This window comes from Allobosea sp. NPDC055594 (genome assembly GCF_053618995.1).
The window spans coordinates 276,822-301,242 of the sequence record NZ_JBSHIO010000003.1; the positions used below are offsets into that span (position 1 = coordinate 276,822).

Annotated in this window: 25 protein-coding genes; 9 read left to right on the plus strand and 16 right to left on the minus strand. The window is 69.0% G+C overall.

Annotation, left to right across the window (positions count from 1 at the left end):
- The first annotated feature begins 2 nt into the window (after nt 1-2).
- Both ACWGRX_RS08470 and ACWGRX_RS08475 read left to right on the plus strand, forming a co-directional pair.
- Nucleotides 3-833: an IclR family transcriptional regulator gene (locus ACWGRX_RS08470; RefSeq protein ID WP_452117186.1), complete on the plus strand. Its 831-nt coding sequence runs from the start codon at nt 3-5 to the stop codon at nt 831-833.
- Entirely contained in the window at nt 830-2,035 is a 1,206-nt protein-coding gene (locus ACWGRX_RS08475) for a CaiB/BaiF CoA transferase family protein (protein WP_452117187.1), read from the plus strand. The genes ACWGRX_RS08470 and ACWGRX_RS08475 overlap by 4 nt, the downstream gene beginning before the upstream one ends.
- A 39-nt stretch (nt 2,036-2,074) precedes the next feature.
- On the opposite strand, the gene ACWGRX_RS08480 is transcribed toward ACWGRX_RS08475, so the two are convergent.
- From ACWGRX_RS08480 to ACWGRX_RS08500, 5 genes are all read right to left on the minus strand, one after another.
- A complete protein-coding gene (locus ACWGRX_RS08480) occupies nt 2,075-2,329 on the minus strand; it encodes a hypothetical protein (RefSeq protein ID WP_452117188.1) in 255 nt (84 codons plus the stop codon).
- Nucleotides 2,330-2,408: 79 nt separating this feature from the next.
- Nucleotides 2,409-3,278: a metal ABC transporter permease gene (locus tag ACWGRX_RS08485; protein ID WP_452117189.1), complete on the minus strand. Its 870-nt coding sequence runs from the start codon at nt 3,276-3,278 to the stop codon at nt 2,409-2,411.
- Nucleotides 3,275-4,129, minus strand: a complete 855-nt coding sequence (locus tag ACWGRX_RS08490; RefSeq protein ID WP_291642114.1) for a metal ABC transporter permease — start codon at nt 4,127-4,129, stop codon at nt 3,275-3,277. Before ACWGRX_RS08490 ends, ACWGRX_RS08485 begins: the two co-directional genes overlap by 4 nt.
- On the minus strand, nt 4,126-5,037 hold the full coding sequence (locus ACWGRX_RS08495; RefSeq protein ID WP_452117190.1) for a manganese/iron ABC transporter ATP-binding protein: 912 nt from the start codon (nt 5,035-5,037) through the stop codon (nt 4,126-4,128). Before ACWGRX_RS08495 ends, ACWGRX_RS08490 begins: the two co-directional genes overlap by 4 nt.
- Complete coding sequence (locus ACWGRX_RS08500) at nt 5,034-5,954, minus strand: metal ABC transporter substrate-binding protein (protein WP_452117191.1); 921 nt, start codon at nt 5,952-5,954, stop codon at nt 5,034-5,036. Before ACWGRX_RS08500 ends, ACWGRX_RS08495 begins: the two co-directional genes overlap by 4 nt.
- Nucleotides 5,955-6,082: 128 nt before the next feature.
- On the opposite strand from ACWGRX_RS08500, the gene ACWGRX_RS08505 reads away from it, so the two are divergent.
- Complete coding sequence (locus ACWGRX_RS08505; RefSeq protein ID WP_291642118.1) at nt 6,083-6,535, plus strand: Fur family transcriptional regulator; 453 nt, start codon at nt 6,083-6,085, stop codon at nt 6,533-6,535.
- A gap of 109 nt (nt 6,536-6,644) precedes the next feature.
- On the opposite strand, the gene acs is transcribed toward ACWGRX_RS08505, so the two are convergent.
- The 5 genes from acs to tsaD all read right to left on the minus strand — a co-directional run bounded on the left by acs (nt 6,645) and on the right by tsaD (nt 11,672).
- The gene (gene acs / locus ACWGRX_RS08510) at nt 6,645-8,597 is read right to left on the minus strand and encodes an acetate--CoA ligase (RefSeq protein WP_291642120.1); all 1,953 of its coding nucleotides are present in this window, start codon (nt 8,595-8,597) and stop codon (nt 6,645-6,647) included.
- Between the two features lie 264 nt (nt 8,598-8,861).
- Nucleotides 8,862-9,272 carry an EVE domain-containing protein gene (locus ACWGRX_RS08515; protein WP_452117192.1) on the minus strand — a complete coding sequence of 137 codons (411 nt, stop codon included), beginning with the start codon at nt 9,270-9,272 and terminating at the stop codon, nt 8,862-8,864.
- Entirely contained in the window at nt 9,272-9,604 is a 333-nt protein-coding gene (locus ACWGRX_RS08520; protein ID WP_291642124.1) for a hypothetical protein, read from the minus strand. The genes ACWGRX_RS08515 and ACWGRX_RS08520 overlap by 1 nt, the downstream gene beginning before the upstream one ends.
- Before the next feature lie 29 nt (nt 9,605-9,633).
- Nucleotides 9,634-10,629 carry an NAD(P)H-dependent glycerol-3-phosphate dehydrogenase gene (locus ACWGRX_RS08525; RefSeq protein WP_452117193.1) on the minus strand — a complete coding sequence of 332 codons (996 nt, stop codon included), beginning with the start codon at nt 10,627-10,629 and terminating at the stop codon, nt 9,634-9,636.
- Nucleotides 10,629-11,672, minus strand: coding sequence for a tRNA (adenosine(37)-N6)-threonylcarbamoyltransferase complex transferase subunit TsaD (tsaD, locus tag ACWGRX_RS08530; RefSeq protein ID WP_291642128.1), 1,044 nt, complete (start codon nt 11,670-11,672; stop codon nt 10,629-10,631). The genes ACWGRX_RS08525 and tsaD overlap by 1 nt, the downstream gene beginning before the upstream one ends.
- A 194-nt stretch (nt 11,673-11,866) precedes the next feature.
- On the opposite strand from tsaD, the gene hemC reads away from it, so the two are divergent.
- The 5 genes from hemC (at nt 11,867) to rpoH (ending at nt 18,831) form a co-directional block, all read left to right on the plus strand.
- Nucleotides 11,867-12,790, plus strand: a complete 924-nt coding sequence (gene hemC, locus ACWGRX_RS08535; protein WP_452117353.1) for a hydroxymethylbilane synthase — start codon at nt 11,867-11,869, stop codon at nt 12,788-12,790.
- A 32-nt stretch (nt 12,791-12,822) separates the two neighbouring features.
- Nucleotides 12,823-14,838, plus strand: coding sequence for a uroporphyrinogen-III synthase (locus tag ACWGRX_RS08540; RefSeq protein ID WP_452117194.1), 2,016 nt, complete (start codon nt 12,823-12,825; stop codon nt 14,836-14,838).
- A gap of 10 nt (nt 14,839-14,848) precedes the next feature.
- Entirely contained in the window at nt 14,849-16,534 is a 1,686-nt protein-coding gene (locus ACWGRX_RS08545; RefSeq protein ID WP_452117195.1) for a heme biosynthesis protein HemY, read from the plus strand.
- A 165-nt stretch (nt 16,535-16,699) separates the two neighbouring features.
- Nucleotides 16,700-17,728 carry an RluA family pseudouridine synthase gene (locus ACWGRX_RS08550; protein ID WP_452117196.1) on the plus strand — a complete coding sequence of 343 codons (1,029 nt, stop codon included), beginning with the start codon at nt 16,700-16,702 and terminating at the stop codon, nt 17,726-17,728.
- Nucleotides 17,729-17,934: 206 nt separating this feature from the next.
- Nucleotides 17,935-18,831, plus strand: a complete 897-nt coding sequence (gene rpoH, locus ACWGRX_RS08555; protein ID WP_291642136.1) for an RNA polymerase sigma factor RpoH — start codon at nt 17,935-17,937, stop codon at nt 18,829-18,831.
- On the opposite strand, the gene ACWGRX_RS08560 is transcribed toward rpoH, so the two are convergent.
- A complete protein-coding gene (locus ACWGRX_RS08560; RefSeq protein ID WP_452117197.1) occupies nt 18,825-19,889 on the minus strand; it encodes a DUF2125 domain-containing protein in 1,065 nt (354 codons plus the stop codon). The genes rpoH and ACWGRX_RS08560 overlap by 7 nt on opposite strands.
- Before the next feature lie 131 nt (nt 19,890-20,020).
- On the opposite strand from ACWGRX_RS08560, the gene ACWGRX_RS08565 reads away from it, so the two are divergent.
- Nucleotides 20,021-20,578: a gamma-glutamylcyclotransferase gene (locus tag ACWGRX_RS08565; RefSeq protein WP_452117198.1), complete on the plus strand. Its 558-nt coding sequence runs from the start codon at nt 20,021-20,023 to the stop codon at nt 20,576-20,578.
- Nucleotides 20,579-20,582: 4 nt separating this feature from the next.
- On the opposite strand, the gene ACWGRX_RS08570 is transcribed toward ACWGRX_RS08565, so the two are convergent.
- From ACWGRX_RS08570 to ftsE, 5 genes are all read right to left on the minus strand, one after another.
- A complete protein-coding gene (locus ACWGRX_RS08570; protein ID WP_452117199.1) occupies nt 20,583-20,969 on the minus strand; it encodes a hypothetical protein in 387 nt (128 codons plus the stop codon).
- A gap of 59 nt (nt 20,970-21,028) precedes the next feature.
- Complete coding sequence (locus tag ACWGRX_RS08575; RefSeq protein WP_452117200.1) at nt 21,029-21,811, minus strand: lysophospholipid acyltransferase family protein; 783 nt, start codon at nt 21,809-21,811, stop codon at nt 21,029-21,031.
- A 48-nt stretch (nt 21,812-21,859) separates the two neighbouring features.
- Complete coding sequence (locus tag ACWGRX_RS08580; RefSeq protein ID WP_452117201.1) at nt 21,860-22,606, minus strand: YdcF family protein; 747 nt, start codon at nt 22,604-22,606, stop codon at nt 21,860-21,862.
- A 120-nt stretch (nt 22,607-22,726) separates the two neighbouring features.
- A complete protein-coding gene (locus ACWGRX_RS08585) occupies nt 22,727-23,713 on the minus strand; it encodes a cell division protein FtsX (protein ID WP_291637700.1) in 987 nt (328 codons plus the stop codon).
- Nucleotides 23,700-24,359, minus strand: coding sequence for a cell division ATP-binding protein FtsE (gene ftsE / locus ACWGRX_RS08590; protein ID WP_291637698.1), 660 nt, complete (start codon nt 24,357-24,359; stop codon nt 23,700-23,702). The genes ACWGRX_RS08585 and ftsE overlap by 14 nt, the downstream gene beginning before the upstream one ends.
- Between the last annotated feature and the right edge of the window lie 62 nt (nt 24,360-24,421).

The following is a 24,421-nucleotide window of genomic DNA, read 5'->3' on the forward strand; positions in this document are numbered from 1 at the left end:
CGATGCCCGCGGCCGCTCCTCAGCAGCGCGCAAGGCCCGGGCGGCCGGCCCGCGCGCCCGCCGCGGAGGCGGGCGAGGACCGGCATTTCATCACGGCGCTGGCGCGTGGGCTCGAACTGCTCTCCTGCTTCCGGCGCGGCGAGGAGGCGCTCGTCAATTCCGAGATCGCCCGGCGCTGCGGCCTCGCGCGCTCGACGGTCTCGCGCCTGACCCATACGCTGACGCGGCTCGGCTATCTCCAGGCCATGCCGGAGAGCGGCAGCTACCGGCTCGGCACCGCGACGATCGCACTCGGCGCCACCGCCCTCGCCGGGCTCGACGTGCGCCGCATCGCCCGGCCCGGCATGCGCGAGCTCGCCGCCTTCTCCAACGCCTCGGTCGGCCTCGGCGTCCGCGACCGGCTCGGCATGCGCTATGTCGAATGCTGCCGCGGCGAGGCGGCGATCGCGCTCAACATCGATGTCGGCTCGCGGCTCTCGCTCTGCCGCAGCGCCATGGGCCGGGCCTATCTCGCCATCTGCGACGAGGCCGAGCGCGAGGCCATCCTCGAAGATGTGCGCTCGGTCGACGAGACCGCCTGGCCGCGCCTGCGCGAAGGCGTCGAGCGGGCGTTGGCCGAATACCGCGAGACCGGCTGCGTGCGCTCCTTCGGCGAATGGCAGCCGACGGTGAGCTCGATCGCGGTCGGCTTCCGCCCCGGGGGCGGCTTGCCGCCGATGTCGATCAATTGCGGCGCGCCGACCGTCATCCTTGACGAAGGCTTCCTGCTCGATGAGGTGCGCCCGCGCCTGATCGCCTTCGCCGCCAGCCTGGAAGGCGTGATGGGCTCATGAGCGAACTCGACCTGCCGCTCGCCGGCATCCGCGTGCTCGATCTCTCGCGCATCCTGGCCGGGCCCTGGTGCGGCCAGGTGCTCGGCGATCTCGGCGCCGAGGTGATCAAGATCGAGCATCCGCTGCGCGGCGACGACACCCGCGACTGGGGCATCCGCGTCGGCGGCCGCAACACCTGCTATTTCAACAGCGTCAACCGCAATAAGCGCTCGGTCGGCGTCGATCTCGCCCAGCCCGAGGGCCTCGCCATCGTGCGTGCGCTGGCGGCGAAGGCGGACGTGGTGATCCAGAACTTCAAGACCGGCGGCGCCGACAGGCTCGGCCTCGGCTATGCCGCGCTCAGCACCGAGAATCCCGGGCTGATCTACTGCTCGATCGCCGGCTATGGCTCGGACGGGCCGGAGGCGACGCGGCCGGGCTATGACCTCGTGATCCAGGGCGAGGCCGGGCTGATGGCGCTGAACGGCGAGCCGACCCAGCCGCCGCTGAAATTCGGCGTCGCCGCCGTCGATCTCTTCACCGGGCAATATGCGGCGCAGGCCGTGCTCGCCGCGCTCGTCCAGCGCGGCCGCACCGGCAAGGGCCGCCATGTCGAGCTCGCTCTGTTCGATTCCGGCATGACCATCGGCGCCTATTATGCGCTGGAGGCGCTGGCGCTCGGCGAGGACCCGCCGCGCTATGGCAACGCCCATCCCTCGATCGTGCCCTACGGCGTCTTCGAGGCGGCCGATGGCGCGCTCGTCGTCACCGTCGGCAACAATGCCCAGTTCGAGCGCTTCTGCCGGCAGGTGATCGAGCGTCCCGATCTGCTCGAGGATGAGCGCTTCCGCACCAATCTGCAGCGCACCGTGCACCGCGCCGCCCTGATCACGGTGATCGAAGCCGAATTGCGAGCCCGGCCCCGCGCCGAACTGCTGGCGCGGATGAGTGCGCATGCGATCCCCTGCGGCGAAGTGCTCGGCCTGCACGAGGCCTTGCGTTCGGCCCGCGCGCAGCAGGCCGGGATGGTGGTCGAGAGCCCGCGGCCGGACGGCAGCACCGGCACCGTGCTCGCGCCGCCCTACCGGCTCGACGGCGCGCGCGCCCCGGTGGGACGTCTGCCGCCCGATCTCGGCCAGGACACGCGGGAGGTGCTCACCGCCGAGCTCGGACTCGACGCGGAACGCCTCGCGCTCTTGCAGGAAGCGGGCGTGATCGCCTGATCGCACGGCCGGCCAGCGGGGCCGGGCGCGCGACGGTGCTCAATCGTCGTCGTCGTAATCGCGGCGACGGCGATAATAGCGCTCGCGTTCACGCTGCCGCCAATACTGGCGCTCACGTTCACGCTCCCGCCAGTAGCGGCGCCGACGGCGACGGCGGTCATCATCATCGTCGTCGTCATCATCGTCCGCCCGCGCCGGGGCGCTGCCGATCACCGTCGCGAAGACGGCGAGCAAGGGTAGCCCGAACAGGCTGCCGCGCAGCAGGCGGCGGCGATCGAGATCGGTTTCGGCCATGATGCACGCGCTCCTCGAAGGCCGACAGGGAAATGCCGACCGATGCCAAACGCCCCAGCCGAGCCATTATTCCTGGCAATCACGCTTTCGTGAAGTCTCCGGCGACGGCGCTCGAGGCCCGGCGCCGGCTCGCCCGCCAGAGATTGGAGGCTAGCGCCAGGGCGAAGAACCCGCCCTGGACCACGACGATGCAGGGGCCGGTCGCGGCGTCGAGATGGAAGGAGAGGATCGTGCCGGCGACGCTCGATGCCGTCGCCGAGGCGATCGCGACCAGCAGCATCAGGTCGAAACGGCGGCTCGTCAGGTAACCGATCGCGCCCGGCGCCACCAGCATGGCGACGACCAGGATGATGCCGACCGCCTTCAGCGCCGCAACGATAGTCAAAGCCAGCAAGGCGAGCAGGCCGAAATGCAGCGCCCTGACCGGCAGACCGATGGCGCGCGCATGACCGGGATCGAAGGCGTGCAGCAGGAAGTCGCGCCGCTTCAGCAGCATGATCGCAGTAACCGGCAGCGCGATCAGCGCGGTCTCGGCGATGTCGGCCCAAGTCACACCGAGCATGTTGCCGAAGAGGATGTGCATCAGGTGCTGGTCGCTATCGACCTTGACGAAGAGCACGAGGCCAAGCGCGAACATGCCGGAGAAGACGATGCCCATCACCGTGTCCTCCTTCACCCGGCTGTTCTCCTTGAGATAGCCGATGCCGAAGGCGCAGCCGAGCCCCGCGGCGAAGGCGCCGAGCGCCAGCGGCAGGCTGGCGATATGGGCGAGCACGATGCCGGGCAGCACCGCATGCGAGACTGCGTCGCCCATCAGCGACCAGCCCTTGAGCACGAGGAAGCAGGAGAGCACGGCACAGGCCAGGCCGACCATCACCGCGACGATCAGGCCGCGCTGCATGAACTCGTGCGCGAAGGGGGCGAGCAGCCAGGTCTGGACGAGGCTCATGCGGAAGCCCTCGCACTCGCCGCCCGCCGCGCCGCCAGCCTTCCATGCTTCGGCGCGAAGACGAAGGCGGCGAGGAACAGCAGGGTCTGGAAGACGACGATAAGCCCGCCGGTCGAGCCGTCGAGGAAGTAGCTGACATAGGCGCCGACCGCCGAGGTGACGACGCCCATCGTCACCGCGATCGCGATCAGCCGGCCGAAACGATCGGTCATGAGATAGGCGGTAGCCCCCGGCGTCACCACCATGGCGATGACGAGGCAGGCACCGACCGTCTGCAGCGCAGCGACCGTGCAGGCACTGAGCAGGACGAAGAACAGGATCTTCAGCCTGAGCGGGTTCAGCCCGACGCTGCGGGCATGGTTCTCGTCGAAGAAGACCAGCATCAGGTCCTTCCAGCGCGCCAGCAGGATCGCGAGCGAGACCAGCGTGATGATCGCGACCTGGATCACGTCCTCGTCGGAAATGCCGAGGATGTTGCCGAGCACGATCGACTGGACATTGACCGAGGTCGGGTTGATCGAGACGATCAGCAGGCCGATGGCGAAGAAACTGGTGAAGACGATGCCGATCACCGCGTCCTCGCGCAGTTGCGTGCGCACCCTGACCAGCGCCATGGCGAGCGCCGCGAGCAGCCCGGAAAAGAAGGCGCCGGCGGCATAGGGCACCTTCAGCAGATAGGCGAGCGCAACGCCGGGGACGATCGCATGCGCCAGCGCATCGCCCATCAGCGACCAGCCCTTCAGCATCAGATAGCAGGAGAGGAAGGCGCAGACCCCGCCGACCAGGGCCGAGACCCAGATCGCCTTGACCATGTACTGGTAGCCGAAGGGCTCGAGCAGGAATTCGATCATGGCTTGTCGTCCGTGCTGCCGCTCGCCAGCTTCTCATGGTCGCGCTCGCCATAGAGCACGAGCGGCCTCTCATCGTCGGTGAGCACGGTGATCCGCCGGGCATCGGCATCGTCGTGCAGGGCCGTGCCCTCGAGCCGGAAATGCCGGAGCGCGCCGCCGAAGGCCCGCTGCAGGTTCTCCTGGGTGAAGGTGGTCTCGGTCGGCCCCGCCGCCAGCACGGTCTTGTTGATGATCACGACCTGGTCGCAGAACTCCGGGATCGAGCCGAGATTATGGGTCGAGACCAGCATCAGCCGCCCTTCGGCCCTGAGCTCGCGCATCAGCGAGACGATCTGGTCCTCGGTCTTGACGTCGACGCCGGTGAACGGCTCGTCGAGCAGGATCACCTGCCCGCCCTGCGCCAGCGCACGCGCCAGGAAGACGCGCTTGCGCTGCCCGCCCGAGAGCTCGCCGATCTGGCGGCGGCGGAAATCGAGCATGTTGACCCGGGCCAGCGCCTGCTCCACCGCCTCGCGATCGGCCTTCCGCGGCAGGCGCAGGAAGCCCATATGGCCATAGCGCCCCATCATCACGACGTCCTCGACCAGAACCGGAAAGGTCCAGTCGACCTCCTCAGCCTGGGGGACATAGGCGACAAGGCCACGCTTCAGCGCCCGCTGCACCTCGAGTCCGGCGATCCGCACGAGGCCGGCAGCCGGCTTCAGGAAGCCCATCAGCGTCTTGAAGATCGTCGATTTGCCGGAGCCGTTGATGCCGACCAGCGCGCAGATCGTGCCCGGCCCGAGCCCGAAGGAGGCGTCGTTCACGGCGGTGACGCCGTTGGCATAGCTCACGGTGACGCCCTCAACCGTGATCGAGGGCGCGCCTTCCGCCGCGAGCAGCGGCGCTACCGGGCGGTGCAGGTTCACTGGCCAAATCCCTTGGCGATAGTGTCGACGGTGACTTCCAGCAGCTTCAGATAGGTCGGCACGGCGCCGCGCGCATCGGAGAGCGAGTCGACATAGAGCACGCCGCCATATTTCGCCCCGGTCTCGCGCGCCACCTGCTTGGCGGCCCGATCCGAGATCGTGCTCTCGCTGAACACAGCCGGGAGCTTGTTCTTGCGGATGAGGTCGATCAGCCGGCGCACCTGCTGCGGCGTGCCCTGCTCATCGGCATTGATCGGCCAGAGATAGGCTTCGCGCCAGCCATAGTCGCGCGTGAGATAGCTGAAGGCGCCCTCGCTGGAGACGAGCCAGCGCTTGTCCTCCGGCACCTTGTCGAGCCTTGCGCGCAGCGGCGCGTCCATCGCCTGGATCTGCGCGGCATAGGCGGCGGCGTTCCTGGCATAGGTCTCGGCATTCGCCGGATCGGCCTCACTCAGCGCCTTGCGGATATTCTCGACATAGATCAGCGCGCTTGCCGTCGACATCCAGGCATGCGGGTTGGGCTTGCCCTCATAGGGCCCCTCCTTGATGCCCATCGGCACGATGCCCTCGGTCACCACCGCGCTCTTCACGTTCTTCACATTGTCGAAGAAGCGCTCGAACCAGCGCTCGAGATTCATGCCGTTCCAGAGCACGAGATCGGCCGACTGCGCCTTGACCACGTCGAGCGGCGTCGGCTGGTAGTCGTGGATCTCGGCGCCGGGCTTGGTGATCGACTCGACGATCGCCGCCGTGCCGGCGACGTTCTGGGCGATGTCCTGGATCACCGTGAAAGTGGTGACGACAAGCAGCGGCTTGCCGGACGCGGCCTGCGCCAGCGCGGTCAGAGGATCGAAGGCGAGACCCAGCGCCAGCGGGGCAGCAGCGAGCAGGCTCAGGAAACGGCGGCGCGGGGACATGCTTTCTCCAGCGTTCGATGGCGCATGGTCGAACGCTATTGCAAACCACTTGCATCTGTCAACGCAGTTGCGAACGATTTGCGATAACTGCTTTTGCAAATGCCTCTCAGCGTTGCTACCTCTCTGCCATGAAGGGAATCGACCAGCGCGTGGAGGCTTTCGAAGGCCAACTCCGCCAGGCGGGGCTGCGCATGACGCAGCAGCGCCGGCTTATCCTGCGCGTACTCGCCGAAGCCGACGACCATCCGGACGCCAAGGGCATCTTCACCCGCGCCTTCGCGCATGATCCGACACTCTCGCTGTCCACGGTCTACCGGACGATGAAGCTCTTGGAGACGCAAGGCGCGATCGAGCGCCACGCCTTCGAGGACGGCGTCTCGCGCTATGAGCACGCCGACCAGGAGCATCACGATCACCTGATCGATGTCGAGACCGGAACGGTGGTGGAGTTCTCCTCGCCCGAGATCGAGGCGCTGCAGGCCAAGATCGCCGCCGAGCTCGGCTATGAGATCGTGCGCCACCGGCTGGAACTCTATGGGCGCAAGATCAAGGCGCCGCGCCGCAAGCCTGCCGCAAAGTAAGCCTGAGGCGCCCCGCAGCGACCTCGGCCGCCGCCGGCGATCGTGTCATGAGGAATTAAAAGAAAATGGCCGGATCGGATCCGGCCATTTTCCGCGTCGCTTTCGGGACTCAGCCCGCCTTGCGCTTGTTCTGGCGGTTGGCGATCAGGTCTTCGACCACGGCCGGATCGGCCAGCGTCGAGGTATCGCCCAGCGCCCCGAACTCGTCCTCGGCGATCTTGCGCAGGATGCGGCGCATGATCTTGCCGGAGCGGGTCTTGGGCAGGCCCGGCGAGAACTGGATCAGGTCCGGCGACGCGATCGGGCCGATCTCGTTGCGGACATAGGTGACCAGCTCCTTCTTCAGGTCCGCCGTAGGCTCTTCGCCCGCCATCAGCGTGACATAGGCGTAGATGCCCTGCCCCTTGATGTCGTGAGGATAGCCGACCACCGCGGCCTCCGAGACCTTGGGATGCGCGACCAGCGCGGACTCGACTTCGGCCGTACCCATGCGGTGGCCGGAGACGTTGATCACGTCGTCGACGCGCCCCGTGATCCAGTAATAGCCGTCAGCATCGCGCCGGCAGCCATCGCCGGTGAAGTACCTGTTCGGATAGGTCGCGAAATAGGTCTCCTCGAAGCGCTTATGGTCGCCATAGACCGTACGCATCTGGCCCGGCCAGCTCTCGGAGATGACGAGATTGCCCTCGGCCGCCCCCTCGAGGACCTTGCCCTCGGCGTCGACGATCTCGGGCTTGACGCCGAAGAAGGGCCTGGTCGCCGAGCCCGGCTTCAGCCGGGTCGCGCCGGGCAGCGGCGAGATCAGGATGCCGCCGGTCTCGGTCTGCCACCAGGTGTCGACGATCGGGCAACGGCGCTCGCCGACGACCCGGTGATACCATTCCCAGGCTTCCGGATTGATCGGCTCGCCGACCGAGCCGAGCAGGCGCAGCGACTTGCGCTTGGTCTTGGTCACGGCCTCCTCGCCGGCGCCCATCAGCGAACGGATCGCGGTCGGCGCAGTGTAGAAGGTGTTGACCTTGTGCTTGTCGATCACCTCCCAGAACCGGGAGATGGTCGGATAGGTCGGGATGCCCTCGAACATCAGCGTCGTCGCGCCATTGGCGAGCGGCCCGTAGAGAATATAGCTGTGGCCGGTGACCCAGCCGACATCGGCTGTGCACCAGTAGATGTCCCCGTCGTGGTAGTCGAAGACGTATTGATGCGTCATCGCGGTATAGACGAGGTAGCCGCCGGTGGTGTGCAGCACTCCCTTCGGCTTGCCGGTCGAGCCGGACGTGTAGAGCAGGAAGAGCGGATCCTCCGCCTTGACCTCGACCGGCGGGCAATGGCCGGAGACCTTCGCCGCCTCGTCATGGTACCAGACGTCGCGGCCATCCTGCATGGTGACGTTGCCACCGGTACGCTTGACGACGATGACCGTCGCGATGCCGCCCTTCACCTTGGGGTCGGCGGCATCGACATTCTTCTTCAGCGGAACGGTGCGGCCGCCGCGCAGCCCCTCATCGGCGGTGATCACGATCTTCGAATCGGAGTCCTCGATCCGGCTGGCGAGCGAGTCCGGCGAGAAGCCGCCGAACACCACCGAATGCATCGCCCCGATGCGCGCGCAGGCCAGCATCGCATAGGCCGCCTCCGGGATCATCGGCAGATAGATGGTGACGCGGTCGCCCTTCTTGACGCCTTGGGCCTTCAGCACGTTCGCGAACTTGCAGACCTCGGTGTAGAGCTGCCCGTAGCTGATCTTCTTCGACTCCGAGGGGTCGTCGCCCTCCCAGATGATCGCCGTCTGCTTCGCCCGCGTCGGCAGATGCCGGTCGATGCAGTTATAGGCGACGTTGGTAGTGCCGTCCTCATACCACTTGATCGAGACCTTGCCCGGCTTGTAGCTGACGTTGCGGACCTTGGTATAGGGCTTGAACCAGTCGATGCGCTTGCCCTGCTCGCCCCAGAACTTGTCGGGATCCTTGATCGAGGCCGCGTACATCTTCTTGTACTTGGCGTCGTTCAGATAGGCCTTCTTGGCCCAGGTCGCCGGCACATCGTAGATCATCTCGGTCATATCAGACGTCTCCCCAGACTTCGGCCGTCGGCGTGAGCCGGAGGCGGCTCTGGGCGGCATGGCGCCGTCGTCGCGATCCGACGCGGCTTCTTTCAAGTTCATCACATCATAAGACGCAAGCCATCGGCGACAAGCGCCGGCGGCTCGCACTTTCGTTGCTGCGACTTTCGGCGGGGGAGCGAGCTCCGCCGCTGCGCCCGGGTCGCTCCGGATACGCCGTCGCGTGCCCTGCCGGCCTCCCGGTGGACGCACGCGGAAACGGTCTCAGAGCCCGCCCATCCTGCAGACCATCGCCCATTCCTCTTCGGTCACGGGCTGCACCGACAGGCGGAAGGAGGTGACCAGCGACATCTTGGCGAGGCTCGGCTCGGCCTTCACCGCGGCGAGCGTCACCGGCTTGGGCAAGGGCTTCACCGCCTTGAAATCGACCAGCACCCAGGGCGGGCCCGCTTCGCTCCAGGGATAGTGCTCCTTGATGACCTCGACGATGCCGACCACCGCGAGCCCTTCATTCGAATGGTAGAAGAAGACCTGCTCGCCCTTCTTCATCGCCATCAGGTTGAGCTTGGCGGTGTGGTTCTTCACCCCGTCCCAGCGCGTGCCCTCGGCCCCGGCCTTGACCTGGTCCTCCCAGGACCAGACCGAGGGTTCCGATTTGATCAGCCAGTGAGCCATCAGGCGTCGTCCTCTTCTTCCTTCAAAGGCGCCGGTGGCCGCGAGGCGGCCTCGCCCTGCTCGTTCCAGAACCGCACCATCTCGCGGGTCAGCGCGGCATAATCCTGCGGGCTGAGCTCGATCCTGGTCTCGCCCTCGCCGAAGGGCAGGATCAGCACGAAGCGATGCGTGTCCTCGCGGCGGCGGCGGCGCAGTTCGATCACTCGCCCGGCGATCCGCCCGGCCAGAGGCACGGGCTGGCTCTCGGCCACCAGCTCGGCGCCGGTGGTCTTGCGTACCTCGGCGATGCCGCGGGCCACGCGTTTCGTCAGATCGGACCAGTCATTGGCCATTATTCGCTCCCTGCCCGGTTCCAGCCGTTTCAGTTCTCGGAACGGATCGGCCGCGCCAGCAGCCCGGCGACCGCCTCGCGGACCCCGATCTTTCCGGCGATGATCGCCGCGACCGCTTCCGCGATCGGCGTCTCGATTCCTCGCGACCGCGCCATCTCCGCCAGGATCGCCGCCGTGAAGGCGCCTTCGGCGAGCTTGCCGCCGGCTGCCTCGGCCGGCGTGCTGCCCTGCCCCAGCGCCAGCCCATAGGCGAAATTGCGCGATTGTGCCGAGGCGCAGGAGAGCACGACGTCGCCCAGGCCCGAAAGCCCCATCAGCGTCTCCGACTGCGCCCCGAAGGCCTCGCCGAAACGGCGCAGCTCGGAAAAGCCGCGCGCCACCAGCGCCGCCCGGGCGCTCTCGCCATAACCGAGCCCGATCGCGATGCCCGCAGCGATGGCGAGCACGTTCTTGGCGGCGCCGCCGATCTCGACGCCGCGCGGGTCGTTGCTGTGATAGATGCGCAGCGAAGACGAACTCAGCACCTCGGCGAGCTTCTGCGCCAGCACGGGATCGCTCGCCGCCAGGGTCAGCGCCGTTGGCAGGCCGCGGGCGATGTCGACGGCGAAGCTCGGACCCGACAGGATCGCCGGCACCGCGCCCGGCCAGAGCTCGGCGATGATCTGCGTGGTGAACAGGCCGCTCTTCTGCTCGATGCCCTTGGCGGCCGAGATCGCCGGCAACCCGGAAGGCAAGGCTTGCGCGAGGCTCATGCAGACCGGCCGCAGCGACTGGGTCGGCACCGCCAGGATCAGCGCCTGCGCCGCGGCCAGCGCCGTCAGCTCGGCGACCGGCTCGACGGCCTCCGGCAGGATCGCGCCCGGCAGGCGCGGCACTTCGCGGCGTGCGCGCATCGCCGCCACCGCCTCGCCGTCGCGGGCCCAGAGGATCACGTGCCGTCCGGCCCGTGCCGCCGCCAAGGCAAGCGCCGCGCCGAAGGCGCCGCCACCGACGACGCCGATCGTGGCGAACCGATCCGCTGCCATCACACGGCGGCCTTGAGCTCGTCGAGCGGCCAGCGCGGCCGGGCGACCGCGCTCATATCGTCGACCATGCCGAGCCGCAGCCGCTCCAGCCCGGCCCAGGCGATCATCGCGCCATTGTCGCCGCAGAGCGCCAGCGGCGGCGCGACCATCGGCAGCCCGGCCTCGGTGGCAAGCCGCATCAGCCCGGAACGGATCGTCTGGTTGGCGGCGACGCCACCGGCGACGACGAGCGTCGACGGGCTGATCCCGGCCTCGCGGCAGGCGCGCAGCCCGGCCCGGGTCCTGTCGACCAGAACATCGACGACCGCGGCCTGGAAGGAGGCGCAGAGATCGGCGACATCGCGATCGGAAAGCGGCGCGATCCGCTCCGCCAGCAGCCGCACCGCCGTCTTCAGGCCCGACAGCGAGAAATCCGGCTTGGGTCGCCCGGTCATCGGCCGCGGGAACTCGAAACGCTCGGAATCGCCCTTGAGTGCCTCGCGCTCGACCGAGGGGCCGCCGGGATAGGGCAGGCCCAGCATCTTGGCGATCTTGTCGAAGGCTTCGCCGACCGCGTCGTCGATGGTCGTGCCCAGCCGAAGGTAGTCGCCGACGCCGCGCACGGCGAGCAATTGCGTGTGCCCGCCGGAAACCAGCAGCAGCAGATAGGGGAAGGCGACGTCGTCGGTCAACCGCGCGGTCAGGGCATGGCCCTCGAGATGGTTGACCGCGATGAAGGGCTTTCCGGTCACCAGAGCGATCGCCTTGGCGCTGGTCAGGCCGACCATCACGCCGCCGACCAATCCCGGCCCGGCCGCCGCCGCGACCGCGTCGATCTCCGAGGCCTTGAGCCCGGCGCTCTCGAAAGCGCGCGCGACGATCCGGTCGATCGCCTCGACATGGGCGCGTGCCGCGATCTCCGGGACGACCCCGCCATAGGCGGCATGCGCCGCGATCTGGCTGAGGATCTCGTTGGACAAAATCTTGGCCGCGCCGCCGCGCTCGACGCCGACGATCGCGGCGGCGGTCTCGTCGCAGGTGGTCTCTATGCCCAGAACTCGCATGGCCGGTCGGTCGGAAAGCTCGCTGGTTTAAGGTCCCGGCAGCGGGGTGGCTGACAGGTGCGCGGTTTCGCGCGGGGATTTCCTTCGTATAGTGCTGCAGAAAGAGAAGGCCAATGGCGCGCGGGACGCTGCGCCGGGAAACGGAGAATTTGCGCCGAATGAGCGAACAGCCCACCCCCCCGCGGCAGCAGCGCATGCCCGGCCGCTTCGTCATCGGTACGCGCGCCAGCCCACTCGCCATGGCGCAGGCCCGGGAATTCGCCGGCCGGTTGATGGACGCCCATGGCTGGGCCGCCGAGGAATTGCCCTTCGACCCGATCGTCACCACCGGCGATTCGATCCAGAATCGCTCGCTCGCCGCGGCCGGCGGCAAGGGATTGTTCACCAAGGAACTCGATGTCGCCCAGCTCGCCGGGATGATCGATTTCGCCGTGCACTCCTCCAAGGACCTGCAGACGGAGCTGCCGCCCGGCCTCGTGGTCGGCGGCTATCTGCCGCGCGAGGATGCGCGCGACGTGCTGATCTCACGCGGCATCTCCCGCCTCGCCGACCTGCCGCAAGGCGCCGTGATCGGCTCGGCCTCGCTGCGCCGGCAGGCGATGCTGCGCCGGATCCGGCCCGATCTGAAGGTCGTTCTGCTGCGCGGCAATGTCGCGCGGCGCATGGAGAAGGTCGCCAGCGGCGAGATCGACGCGACGCTGCTGGCGCTCGCCGGGCTGCGCCGGCTCGGCCTCGAGGACAAGGCGAGCGGCATCCTGTCCATCGCGGAATCGCTACCGGCGGTCGGCCAGGGCGCGATCGGCATCGTGATCCGCGAGGACGACGCTGCCGCGATCGCGGCACTCGCCCCGGTGATCTGCCGTGAAACCGGGATCGCGGTCACGGCCGAGCGCGCCTTCCTGGCCGAGGTCGACGGCTCCTGCCGCATGCCGATCGCCGGCCATGCCGTCGTCGACGGCGACCGCGTGCATCTGCGCGCCCAGCTGCTCTCGCCCGACGGCTCGCAATGCGCCGAGGGTGAGCGCCATGGTTCCGTCACGGAAGCCGCGCAACTGGGAGCCGATCTCGGGCGCGAATTGCGCGCCCGCGCCCCGGCCGGCATTTACGATCCGGCCTGAGCCTCTACGACCGGCCGAAACGAGGAGACGACATGCGCGTTCTGGTGTTGAGACCGCAGCCCGATGCCGAGCGCACCGCCAAGGCGCTGCGCGAGCGCGGCCAGGAGCCGGTCCCGGCGCCGCTCTTCAGCATCGTCCCAGGCGCGGAGCCGGCACCGAAAGGCCCGTTCGACGCGATCGTGCTGACCAGCGCCAACGCCGTTCCGGCGCTGGAGCAGTTGCCGAAGGCCTGGCGCAAGGCGCTTCCTGCATTCTGTGTCGGCAGCCGCACCGCCGATGCGGCCGGGGAACTCGGCTTCGCGACCCGCAACGCCAAGGGCAACCGCGCCGATCTCCTCGCTTTGATCTCCAGCCAATTGCCGGCGCCGAAGAAGCTGCTCTTCGTCGCCGGGCAGGACCGCCATGACGATCTGCCGGAGCAATTGCGCACCGCCGGCCATGAGGTCGCGATCTGGACGGCCTATGAGGCCAGGGCGGTCGAGAGCCTGCCCGAGGCCGCCGTCGAGGCCCTGCGCCGCGGCGAGGTCGATGCCGCCCTGCATTATTCTCCGCGCAGCGCCCAGACTTTCCTTTCGCTGGCCAGCGCTGCCGGCCTGACCGAGCAGGCGCTCGCCTTGCCGCAGGTCGCGCTTTCGGCCGAGATCGCCGCACCGCTGATCGGTGCCGGCGCCGGCACCGTGCTGGTCGCCGAGCATGCCGAGGAGGCCGCTCTGCTCGCCGCACTCGACCAACTGCCGGCTCGCATTCTGCTCGATGGCGGTGCTAGAGAGGAAATGGCGGCGGCCGAACCGGCTGCCGAGACGGAAAAGGATGCCATGAGCGAGCCGAGCAGCGAACAGAGCCCGGCCGCAAAGCGTCGCAGCCGCTCGGGCCGCACCCCGCCGACCATCGAATTGCAGCCGCAGGGCGAACCGACCGCCGAGGTCTCCCCCGAAGCCGCGACGCCTGAGCCGGAGTCCGCCGCGAGCCCCGCCGCCGAAACCGAGCGCGCCGCCGAGGCCGTATTGCCCAGCGAGGCCCTCCCCCGCGAGTTCGAGCCGCCCCCGCCCCCCCTGCCCCAGCGCCGCCCCGGCCTGCCGGCGCTTGCTCTCGCCGGACTGATCGGCGGCGCGGTCGGCGCCGGGCTGGTGCTGCTCGGCCTCAAGCTCGCCGGCCCCGACGACGCCGCCCGCCTCGCCGAGTTGAACCGTCGGATCGAGGCGCTGCAGGCCCAGAGCGCCGCCTTGCCCAGCCGCGCCGCGCTCGAGGCGATCGAGCGCAAGGCCAGCGCCGCCGCCGACAGCGCGGCCAAGGCCGACGCCGTGGCGCAGAGCAATGCGAGCCGCCTCGCCGAGCTCGCCAAGGCCGCCCCCGCGGTCGCGGCGGGCGACGCCGCCGCCCTGGCCCAGGTCACCGAAAAGCTCAGCCAGGCCGACAGCAACGCCGCCGCCGCCCGCACTGCCGCAACCGAACTCGAGCGCCGCCTCGGCGAGACCGGGCAACGCCTCGCCGCGGTCGAGACCACCGCCAAGAACGCTCTGGTGCCGAGCCGGCAGGCACTCGCCGCCACCCGCATCGTCCTCGCCGAGCGCGTGCGCGAAGCGATCGCCGCCGGCCGGCCATTCCAGCAGGACGTCGCCGCGCTCGCAGCAGGCGGCATCCCGGCCGCCGAGCTGACCGCACTCGATACGGTCGCCGCCAAGGGCGCCTCGACCCGCGACGCCCTGCTCGCCCAGTTCCGCAGCCACCGCGCCTTGTTTGCCCGCGAGAGCGCCCCCCCGGCCAGCAGCTGGGAGGACAAGCTGCTCGGGCTGGCCAGCCGGATCGTCACCATCCGCCCGGTCGGCGACACCGGCGCGAACGATCCGGCGACGCTGCCGATCCGGCTGGAGAACGCTCTGGTGCAGAACGACATCGCCACTGCGGCGGCGCTCTGGGCGCAGCTGCCGGAGCCGGCCCGCCGCCCCAGCGAGGCGTTCGGGACGGCGCTCAAGCAACGTGCGGCAGCCGAGGCCGCCATCGCCGCGATCGCGCGCAATGCGGTCGCCGCCCTGGGTTCGGCAGGCTGAGGAAGGCTCCATGGTTCGCGTACTGACCTATCTCCTCGTCATCGCCGCGCTGGCAGCCGGCGCCGTCTGGCTCGCCGACCGCCCGGGCGAGGTCTCGGTGCTCTGGCAGGGCTACCGGATCGAGACCAGCGTCGCGATCGCCGCGATCGGCGTCATCCTGCTCGCCTTCCTGGCCTTGGTCGTCTGGGCGGTGCTGCGCTTCGTGCTCGGCCTGCCCTCCGCCTTCAGCTTCGCCTCACGGTCGCGCCGCCGGGCGCGCGGCTTCGAGGCGGTGTCGCGCGGCATGGTCGCGATCGGCGCCGGCGATCCCATCGCCGCCGGCCGTCACGCCCATGACGCCCGCAAATTCGCGGCCGAGGAGCCGCTGACCCTGCTGCTCGAGGCCCAGACCGCCCAGCTCACCGGCGATCGCGGCCGCGCCGAGGCCGCCTTCAAGGCGATGCTCGACAAACCCGAGACCCGGGTGCTCGGCCTGCGCGGCCTGTTCGTCGAGGCGCGCCGCCGCGGCGACATGGCCGCGGCCCGCGCCTTCGCCGACGAGGCGGTGCGCCGCTCGCCCTCGCTCGCCTGGGCCAATGATGCCCTGCTCGATTTCCACACCAGCGCCGGCGACTGGCAGGCGGCGCGCACCGCCGTCGAGCGCCGTGCCGCCTTGCGCCTCGCCGACAAGGCCGAGGCCAAGCGCCAGCGCGCCGTTCTGCTCGCCGCCGAGGCGCTCGAAGCCAAGGGCCGCGAACCCGAGAAGGCGCTCGCCGCCGCACTCGAAGCCGCCAAGCTCGCCCCGGGGCTGACCCCGGCGGCGGCACTGGCCGGGCGCATGCTCTCCGAGCGCGGCGACGTCAAGAAGGCGGCGAGGCTGCTCGAAGCCGCCTGGAAGGAAGCTTCCCACCCCGATATCGCCGCCGCCTATCTCGATGTCCGCCCCGGCGACAGCGCCCGCGATCGCCTCGCCCGCGCCGAGACGCTGACCCGGCTGCGTCCCTCCGACCCGGAGGGCGTGCTGGCGCTCGCCGGCGCGGCGATCCACGCCCAGGACTTCGGGAAGGCGCGCGCGACGCTGAAGCCGCTGCTCGCCGGTGGCGCCTCAGTCCGGGTCTGCCTGCTGATGGCCGAGCTCGAAGAGGCCGAGCACGGCGCCGCCGGGCGCGTCCGTGAATGGCTCGCTCGTGCCACCCGTGCCCCGCGCGACGCGGCCTGGGTCGCCGATGGACTGGTCTCCGACCATTGGCTGCCGGTTTCGCCGATCTCCGGCCGCCTCGATGCCTTCGTCTGGACGATGCCGCCGGCGACGCTCGGCCGCCCCGCCGCCGATCTCGACGACGTGCTCGCCGATCTCGACGAGTCCGCCCCGCTCCTCGAAGGACGTGTCGAAACCGCGACGCCGGAGCCCGCCGCCGCGATCGTCGAGGCCGTTCCGGCCGCCACCGTGGCCGAGGCGGTCACACCCACCCCGACGCCTGCCGCTGCGGAGACGCGAGCCGAATCTACGCCGGAAGCCAAGCCCGAGCCCGTTGTCGAGCCGAAGCCCGAGCCGGCGGCTGCCGCGCCCGCCGAGGCGGCTCCGAGCCCCGCCAAGCCGGCCGGACAGGCCCGGCCATCGCCGGTGGTCTTCCCCGTCGCCCACGCTCCCGACGATCCGGGACCGGAACAGGCAAAGCCGGAAGAACCGAAGGGCCGCTTCCGCCTCTTCGGTTGACGCAAATCGGCGTCCTTCCTCGGCCAGAGCGCCATGACGAGCCGGCCACCTCCTGACGGGAGAGCGCCGACTCGTGCCTCGCGCGGCCCGAGCTGCCGATTAAGGCCCGCACATGACCCGTGATCTTTGGGTGCGATTTTCTTCCCTTGCGCCTATAGACGGGACATGAACGCGCCCAACCCCACTGATGTCCCGACTGAACTCGTCATTGCCGCCGGGCATGCCGGCCTGCGTCTCGACAAGGCGCTGGCGCTGCTCGCTGGCGAGATTTCCCGTGCCCGGCTGCAGCAGGTGATCAAGGAGGGCGGCGTCAGCATCGACGGCGCCGTGATCGCCGACCCCAGCCGCAAGGTCGCCGAGGGACAGAAGCTCGCTCTGGTGATGCCCGAGGCCAAGCCCGCCGCGCCGGTCGGCCAGGCGATCCCGCTCGACGTCGTCTTCGAGGACGAGCACCTGATCGTCATCGACAAGCCCGCCGGCCTCGTCGTCCACCCCGCCGGCGGCCATGAGGACGGCACGCTGGTCAATGCGCTGATCGCCCATTGCGGCGCGAGCCTCTCCGGCATTGGCGGTGTGCGCCGGCCCGGCATCGTCCACCGCCTCGACAAGGACACCAGCGGCCTGCTCGTCGTCGCCAAGCACGACAAGGCGCATCAAGGGCTGGCCAAGCAATTCGCCGATCACGGCCGCACGGGACCGCTCGAACGCGCCTACCTGGCCCTGGTCTGGGGAGCGCCGCGCCGCCATAGCGGCACGATCGACGCACCGATCGAACGCTCCAACCGCAATCGCGAGAAGATGATGGTGGTCGGCGAAGGCCGGGGCCGCGAGGCCATCACCCATATCGAATTGATCGAGCGCTATCCGCCCTTGCTGCGCGGCCATGAGGAGGTCGAAGCACTGGCGAGCCTGGTCGAATGCCAGCTCGAGACCGGCCGCACCCACCAGATCCGCGTCCATATGAGCCATATCGGCCACCCCCTGCTCGGCGACCAGCTCTATGGCTCGGGCTTCATGACCAAGGCCAGCCGCCTGCCGGAAGGCGCACGTGCCGCGCTCACCGCTCTCGGTCGCCAGGCTCTGCATGCGCGCCTGCTCGGTTTCGCGCATCCGGTCACCCGCGAGGAGCTGCATTTCGAGTCGGAACCACCGGACGACTTTGCACGTTTGCAAAGAGAACTCGCGATCCTGTGACGGTTTTTTGCTGCGCCGCCCACTTTCGGTCACTCTCGCATTGAATATACTGCACTGCGAAGCGGATGGCTGAAGGGGCGCCGCTGGGAGCGCTACTCGCGAATTGACGACGGTCTTCGTCGAGCCGGCGCGCCGCACAATCCTGCCCGATGGATCATCGGGTGGTCGGCTCGCCGCTGTGCGGGAGCCTGGAGAGGAGTACGAGCATGGCGATTGCGTCGCTGCCCGTCATGTCCGCCGAGGGCGGACTTTCACGCTATCTGGAAGAGATCCGTCGGTTCCCGATGCTGGAACCGAACGAAGAGTTCATGCTGGCCAAGCGCTGGCGCGAGCATGGCGACCGCGACGCGGCGCACAAGCTCGTCACCTCGCATCTGCGCCTCGTCGCCAAGATCGCCATGGGCTATCGCGGCTACGGGCTGCCGATCGGCGAGGTCGTGTCCGAGGGCAATGTCGGCCTGATGCAGGCGGTCAAGCGCTTCGAGCCCGACAAGGGCTTCCGGCTCGCGACCTATGCGATGTGGTGGATCAAGGCCTCGATCCAGGAATATATCCTGCGTTCCTGGTCGCTGGTGAAGATGGGTACCACCGCCAACCAGAAGAAGCTGTTCTTCAACCTGCGCAAGGCCAAGAGCAAGATCTCGGCGCTCGGCGACGGCGATCTGCGGCCCGACCAGGTCAAGAGCATCGCCACCAAGCTCGGCGTCGGTGAACAGGACGTCGTCGACATGAATCGTCGCCTCGGCGGCGACGCCTCGCTCAATACGCCGCTGCGCGAGGATGGCGAGGGCGAATGGCAGGACTGGCTGGTCGACGACAGCGAGAGCCAGGAGAACCGGCTCGCCGAATCCGAGGAAAGCGACAACCGCCATTCGGCGCTGCGCGAGGCCTTGAACGTCCTCAACCCGCGCGAGCGCCGCATCTTCGAGGCGCGCCGCCTCGCCGAGGACCCGATCACCCTCGAGCAGCTCTCGGAGGAGTTCGGCGTCTCGCGCGAGCGCGTCCGTCAGATCGAGGTCCGTGCCTTCGAGAAGGTGCAGGAGGCGGTCAAGAAGGCGCTGGTGCGGATCGAGGCGCCGCGCGCCGCGATCGGCGCTCAGTAGAGCGGCCGCAGCGGTTGCAGGGGCAGCCGCACCGGCCCGAGAAAGACCCTGCCCTCGCGCAGGACGACCGGCGGCAGCGGCGTGAGCCCTGCCGCCGCATTGCTTTGCGCCGCATTGGCCCGCCCGCCGAGCAGCGCGCCGAGCCCCGCGGTCAGCCCCCCGACCCTGATGCCGGCGACGCGCTCGATCCCGGCGACCGCGGCATCGACCTGCCCGGCCGGCCGATGCACCTCGTCGAGCCCGAGCCGGCCGGAAGCCTCGAACCGGGCCGAGCCTTTGAGCAGGCTGAGCCGCGTGATCTCTATCCCGCCATTGGCCGTGCGCCAGCTTTCAAGCGCATCGGGATTGAAGCCGCGCCGAAAAGCGTAGGATTGCAAGACGGTCGCCTGCACGTCGAGATCGCTCGGCGCGGCATCGCCGAGCAGGGCATCGAGCACCGGCAAGACCGCTCCCTTCGTGCTCAGCGCGACATCGACCGCCTGCTGACTGGCATAATTCTGCTGGTTCGGCCGCAGATGCGCCTCGAACAGCGCCGAGCGCAGCGTTTCGCTACGCAGGCCGCCGGTCTCGTCCGGAGTGCGCAGCGTCGCGACCGGGTCGTGCACGACAAGCGAAATGCGCTCGAAACCGGTCGTGGTCAGGCGCAGGCTGGCCTCGAGCGCGCTCCAGTTGAGATCGGCGTTCTGCCTGGCCGGCAGGGTCGCGGTCAGCGGCCCGGTGGCTTGCAGGATCAGATGCCCCGGCGCGGTCGCCTGGGCTACGGCAACGGCGGGGCCGGTCTCGACCTTGACCTCGTCGCCCCAGCGCGAGGAGACCAGCGTCACGCCGGCGCAGCGCAGCTCGATCCGGAACGGGTAGCCGCCGATGCTGCGATCGCGGCAGGTCCAGTTGCGGCCGGCGGCCGCCTCGCGCGCGATTCCCGCGTCGAGATGCTGCTCGACCTTGCCGCGCGCCATCATCCAGAGCCCCGACCAGCCCGCGGCGAGGATGGCGAGCAGGACGAAGGGAGCATAGAGCCAGAAACGGCTGTTCCGTCGCGCGGTGGTGTCGGCAGGCATGCGCGGTCGCTCCCTTGCAAGGATTCCGGCGGATTGATAGCGACCGGGGCGGCAAGAGGCCAGCGCCGATCCGCTTGCGGATCGTGGCGTCCTGTCTGCCGAGGCAAGCGGGCCAAATTGTGAGGGTACGGATGACCGAAGCGGAAACGCCGGAGGATCTCTGGGTGTTCGGCTATGGCTCGCTGATCTGGCGACCGGGCTTTGATTTCGTCGAGCGGGCCGGAGCACGCCTGCACGGCTTCCATCGCTCGCTCTGCATCTATTCGCATGTGCATCGCGGCACGCCCGAGACACCCGGCCTGGTGCTGGGGCTGGATCGCGGCGGCATCTGCCGCGGCGTCGCCTTTCGCGTGCCGGTCGACCAGGCCGAGGAAACCATCGATTATCTGCGGGCCCGCGAGCAGGCGACCGCGGTCTATCTCGAAAGGCGGCTCGCCATCCGCCTCGACGACGGGCGGCGCCTGCATGCGCTCACCTATATCGCCGACCGGGCCCACGGCCAGTATGCCGGCCGCTTGCCGGAGGCGGCGGTGCTCGGCTTCGTACAGCAGGGCAAGGGCGTCTCAGGCGAGAATCCGGACTATGTCCGGCGCACCCAGGAGCACCTGCATGAGATGGGCATCCACGACCCGCTGCTGACCCACCTCGTCGCCGAACTCGACAAGAGCGCGAGCCCTACCCCGACCTGAGCCTTCAGGCCTCGGGCATCAGATCGGCGAGCGCGGCGCGCCGGCTCGCGCCGTCCTCGGCCAGCAAATGCACATGGATCTCGCAGGCACCGGCCATGGCGGCCGCGTCGCGCCAACGGGTCAGCGCCGCATCGATGCCGAAGGCGCCGCTGTCGCGCGCCGCGACGATCGTCCGCTCCGGCGAGACGGCGAGCAGCACGGCATCGGTGAAGTTCAGCGCATGCCCGTCCTGCACCGCGAAGACCGAGGCGACATAGCGCCGCCCCGAGCGGCCGCGCCAGGCGGTGAAGCGCCGTTCAGCCAGTTGCGCCGCGCCGCGCAGCGGCGCCTCACGCGCGGTCCGCACCGGGCGATCCTCGCAAGGGCCGGCCAGAAGAGCCAGAGCAGCCATCGGTTCCTCCTTTGTTCCAGAACAAAATCAGAACATAGTGACGCTGCTGTCAAGTTCAATCAGCCATTGCGCGTCGCTTCCTGCCGCGGACTGACAGGAGCAGGCACGCCGAGGCGGGCGAGTTCGGCCCGGCCCTCGCTGACCAGACGGTCGGTGGCACCCTCGATCTGCTCCTGCAGCAGCATGTGGAAGGCCTTCTTGTCCATGCCGGGCTGGATCGCCGGCAGGATCTCGACGCGGATCGTCCCCGGGCGGCGCAGAAAGGAGCGCCGCGGCCAGAACAGGCCGGCATTGAGCGCGACCGGCACGCAGGGCACGCCGAGCTCGCCATAGAGATGGGCGACGCCGAACTTGTAGGCGGGCGGGGCGGCGACGGGGCGACGCGTCCCCTCCGGGAAGATCAGCAATTGCCGCCCATTCTGCCCGAGCTCAACTTTGGCCCGGCGCGTCGCCATCTGCAGCGCGCGGCTGCCGGCGCTGCGATCGACCGGGATCATCTTCATCTTCAGCAGCGCCCAGCCGAAGAAGGGGAGCCAGGTCAGCTCGCGCTTCAGGATGTAGACCGGGTTCCGGAACACCGTGATCAGCGCGAAGGTCTCCCAGGCCGACTGGTGTTTCGCCGCCATGATGATGCCGCCGGGCGGAATGTTCTCGATGCCGCTGATCTCGCAACGCGTGCCGACGATCACCCGCATCAGCCAGAGCGAGCTGCTCGCCCAATTCAGGGCGACGCCGAGCAGGAAGCGCTTCGGCAACACCATGGTCACCATGGCGCAGACCAGCCAGAAGGCGAGGTTGAGGTAGAAGGCGATATTGAAGAGGAGCGAGCGGAGCACGAGCATGCGGGGCAAGAACCTCGCCGGCGCGCGCCCGTCAAGAGCACCGCGGCCTCAGGCGCCCGGCACCTGCCCCGCGGAGCGCGAACGCTTGTCCTGCTCCGGTCCCATCTGGTCCCCCGGCTTGGGCGAAACCGGCTTGCGTCCGCCGATGATCACCGAAAGCCGCGAGGTTTCGGGATCGTCCTCGACCAGGCTGCGCAGGAAGGCCACCAGGTATTTGGCATATTCAGGCACCAGCAGCCTGATCGTGTGCCAGTCCTTCCACCAGGCCGTGACGTCGACCTGGTCGGTGACCACCGGATAGGGCACGATCCGCACGCCGGGCATGGCGTGATTGAATTCCAGCATGGTGCGCGGCATGTGGTAATTGGAGGTCACCAGCAGCAGCGAGCGGAAGCCGTGCTGGCGGATCCAGCGCCGCGTCTCGATGGCGTTGCCGATGGTGTTGCGGGCGCGATAGTCGAGATCGACGCAGCATGTCAGCACCTCGCGCGCCCGTGGGTTGAGCTTCGCCAGCTCCTCTCGCCCGGTCCGCTCATTGACGCCGCTGATCAGCAATCGCGTACCACGATCCGCATGCAGCAGCCCCATCGCGTCGCCGACGCGCTGGGCACCGCCGGTCACCACGACGATCGCGTCGGTTCGCGGCGCCCTGGCCTCGCTCTGGGCCAGGCGCATCGCGAAATGCACATAGCCGGCGACAAGCGCCAGAGTTCCCAGCAAGGCGAGCCAAAGCAGCGCACGTCCCAGCCTGCGGCGGAACGACGCCTTCGTCACGATGGCGCGCGCATCGGCCACATCGCCCTCAGCACGCGTAGGATGAGCTGGCCTCGCTGCGATCATCGCCATGACCACTGCAAGATACTCGCCCATTCGGGCGCAATAGCGGCATGATCGCAGGCCCCCCCTTGCAATACATCACGACATCGCCCGCAGATAATGCCGAACCGTCACCCGAGAGACGAGACCGGCAATGGCGGCAACGATTGCCGCAACCAGAATGACGACGCCATAGCCCGACCAGCCGATCTCGAAGGCGCCGAACATAGCCTGCAACTGATCTGCCTCCGGGGTCGCGCTCCAGGCCGAAGCCAGCCAGCCGAGCAGCGCGATGACGATGACGGCTGCGAATCCACCGGCGCCGCCGCCCCGCAACCCTAGCGTGATGAACCGGTTCTGGAACTCTCGGGCGATGAACTCGTCATCGGCGCCGACCAGATGCAGCACCTCGACGCTGTCGCGACTGCCAGCCATCGCACCGCGCGTGGCGAAGGCGACGGCGAGCGCCGCCGCCACCAGCACCAGCATCACCACACCGACGCCCGCGACGATGATCGTGTTCGCCATGGTCGAAAGCCGGCGCACCCAGAGCCGATGATCGTCCAGCGTCGCGCTCGGCACCTCGCGCCGCAATGTCTGGCTGAAGGCGACGAGGTCGTTCGCCACGCTGGCATTGAGGCGCAGCACGATCAGGCGCGGCACCGGCAGCTCGATCAGATCGAGCCCGGCGCCGAGCCATGGCTCGAGCAGCCTGTCCGATTCGGCCCGTGGCATCGCCCGTACCTCGGCGACGCTCGGAACCGCACGGGCGAGCTCGACGGCCCGGGCGAGATCGGCCTCGATATTGCGGCGCGGATCGGGCCTGACCTGGATCGTCATCTCGTTGGCGACCGCGCCGCGCCATTGCTCCGAAGCCCGCGCCGCCATCAAGGCACCACCGGCACTGAGCGCGGCCAGGAAGGTGAGGATCGCGATCACCACGACCAGGGCACGCCCGGCGACCGTGTCGACCGGGACCAGCGGCTGATCGCGCCGCAGATTATCCGGCAACCGCGATCGCGGCCGGGCGAACTCCTCGCCCTCCTCGTGCTCGGCCGGCTCGGCGCCCCGGTCAGGCGTCGACATGAAGATGCCCGTCGGCAAGCACCAGGCGCGGTGCGTCATAGAGCTCCATCAGCGCAAGGTCATGTGTCGCGATCACAACCGCAGTGCCGAGCGTCTGCAACTCCATGAACAGGCGCAGCAGGCGCCGGCCCAGCCCCGGATCGACATTGCCGGTCGGCTCGTCGGCAAGCAGCAGCTGCGGCCGCGAGATCAGCGCCCTGGCGATCGCCGCGCGCTGCTTCTCGCCACCGGACAGAACCGAGGGCACCGCATGCATGCGCTCGCCGAGCCCGACCCAGCGCAGCAATTCGACGACCTCGGCGCGATAGCCGGCCTCTTCCTTGCCGAGCACGCGCAGCGGCAGGGCGACGTTCTCGTAGACGGTGAGATGGTCGAGCAGGCGGAAATCCTGGAAGACGACGCCCATCTTGCGCCGGAAATCGGTCAGCGTCGTCGCCTCGAGCCGCGAGACGTCCTGGCCGAAGAGGTGCACGAGGCCGCGCGTCGGCTTCAGCGCCATCAGGATCAGCCGAATCAGCGTGGTCTTGCCGGCTCCCGAAGGCCCGGTCAGATACTGGAACGAACGCGGCGCGATGCTGAAATTGATGTCTTTCAGCACCTCCGGCCCCATACCGTATCGCAGCCCGACATTTTCGAACCGAACCAACTCTGCTCCTATCCCGTAACCCGCCGAATCGCGCTTCGCCGGTCTCGCCGCAGCGCGATCCT

Coding starts and splice junctions, on each gene's coding strand:
- ACWGRX_RS08470 (WP_452117186.1), top strand. CDS start 3: ATGCCCGCGGCCGCTCCTCAGCAGCGCGCAAGGCCCGGGCGGCCGGCC.
- ACWGRX_RS08490 (WP_291642114.1), bottom strand. CDS start 4,129: ATGATCGAATTCCTGCTCGAGCCCTTCGGCTACCAGTACATGGTCAAG.
- ACWGRX_RS08505 (WP_291642118.1), top strand. CDS start 6,083: ATGAAGGGAATCGACCAGCGCGTGGAGGCTTTCGAAGGCCAACTCCGC.
- ACWGRX_RS08500 (WP_452117191.1), bottom strand. CDS start 5,954: ATGTCCCCGCGCCGCCGTTTCCTGAGCCTGCTCGCTGCTGCCCCGCTG.
- ACWGRX_RS08585 (WP_291637700.1), bottom strand. CDS start 23,713: ATGTCGACGCCTGACCGGGGCGCCGAGCCGGCCGAGCACGAGGAGGGC.
- ACWGRX_RS08550 (WP_452117196.1), top strand. CDS start 16,700: ATGAACGCGCCCAACCCCACTGATGTCCCGACTGAACTCGTCATTGCC.
- ACWGRX_RS08515 (WP_452117192.1), bottom strand. CDS start 9,272: ATGGCTCACTGGCTGATCAAATCGGAACCCTCGGTCTGGTCCTGGGAG.
- ACWGRX_RS08565 (WP_452117198.1), top strand. CDS start 20,021: ATGACCGAAGCGGAAACGCCGGAGGATCTCTGGGTGTTCGGCTATGGC.
- hemC (WP_452117353.1), top strand. CDS start 11,867: ATGCCCGGCCGCTTCGTCATCGGTACGCGCGCCAGCCCACTCGCCATG.
- ACWGRX_RS08570 (WP_452117199.1), bottom strand. CDS start 20,969: ATGGCTGCTCTGGCTCTTCTGGCCGGCCCTTGCGAGGATCGCCCGGTG.
- ACWGRX_RS08475 (WP_452117187.1), top strand. CDS start 830: ATGAGCGAACTCGACCTGCCGCTCGCCGGCATCCGCGTGCTCGATCTC.
- ACWGRX_RS08485 (WP_452117189.1), bottom strand. CDS start 3,278: ATGAGCCTCGTCCAGACCTGGCTGCTCGCCCCCTTCGCGCACGAGTTC.
- ACWGRX_RS08575 (WP_452117200.1), bottom strand. CDS start 21,811: ATGCTCGTGCTCCGCTCGCTCCTCTTCAATATCGCCTTCTACCTCAAC.
- rpoH (WP_291642136.1), top strand. CDS start 17,935: ATGGCGATTGCGTCGCTGCCCGTCATGTCCGCCGAGGGCGGACTTTCA.
- ACWGRX_RS08560 (WP_452117197.1), bottom strand. CDS start 19,889: ATGCCTGCCGACACCACCGCGCGACGGAACAGCCGTTTCTGGCTCTAT.
- ACWGRX_RS08520 (WP_291642124.1), bottom strand. CDS start 9,604: ATGGCCAATGACTGGTCCGATCTGACGAAACGCGTGGCCCGCGGCATC.
- ACWGRX_RS08545 (WP_452117195.1), top strand. CDS start 14,849: ATGGTTCGCGTACTGACCTATCTCCTCGTCATCGCCGCGCTGGCAGCC.
- ACWGRX_RS08540 (WP_452117194.1), top strand. CDS start 12,823: ATGCGCGTTCTGGTGTTGAGACCGCAGCCCGATGCCGAGCGCACCGCC.
- ACWGRX_RS08480 (WP_452117188.1), bottom strand. CDS start 2,329: ATGGCCGAAACCGATCTCGATCGCCGCCGCCTGCTGCGCGGCAGCCTG.
- tsaD (WP_291642128.1), bottom strand. CDS start 11,672: ATGCGAGTTCTGGGCATAGAGACCACCTGCGACGAGACCGCCGCCGCG.
- ACWGRX_RS08525 (WP_452117193.1), bottom strand. CDS start 10,629: ATGGCAGCGGATCGGTTCGCCACGATCGGCGTCGTCGGTGGCGGCGCC.
- acs (WP_291642120.1), bottom strand. CDS start 8,597: ATGACCGAGATGATCTACGATGTGCCGGCGACCTGGGCCAAGAAGGCC.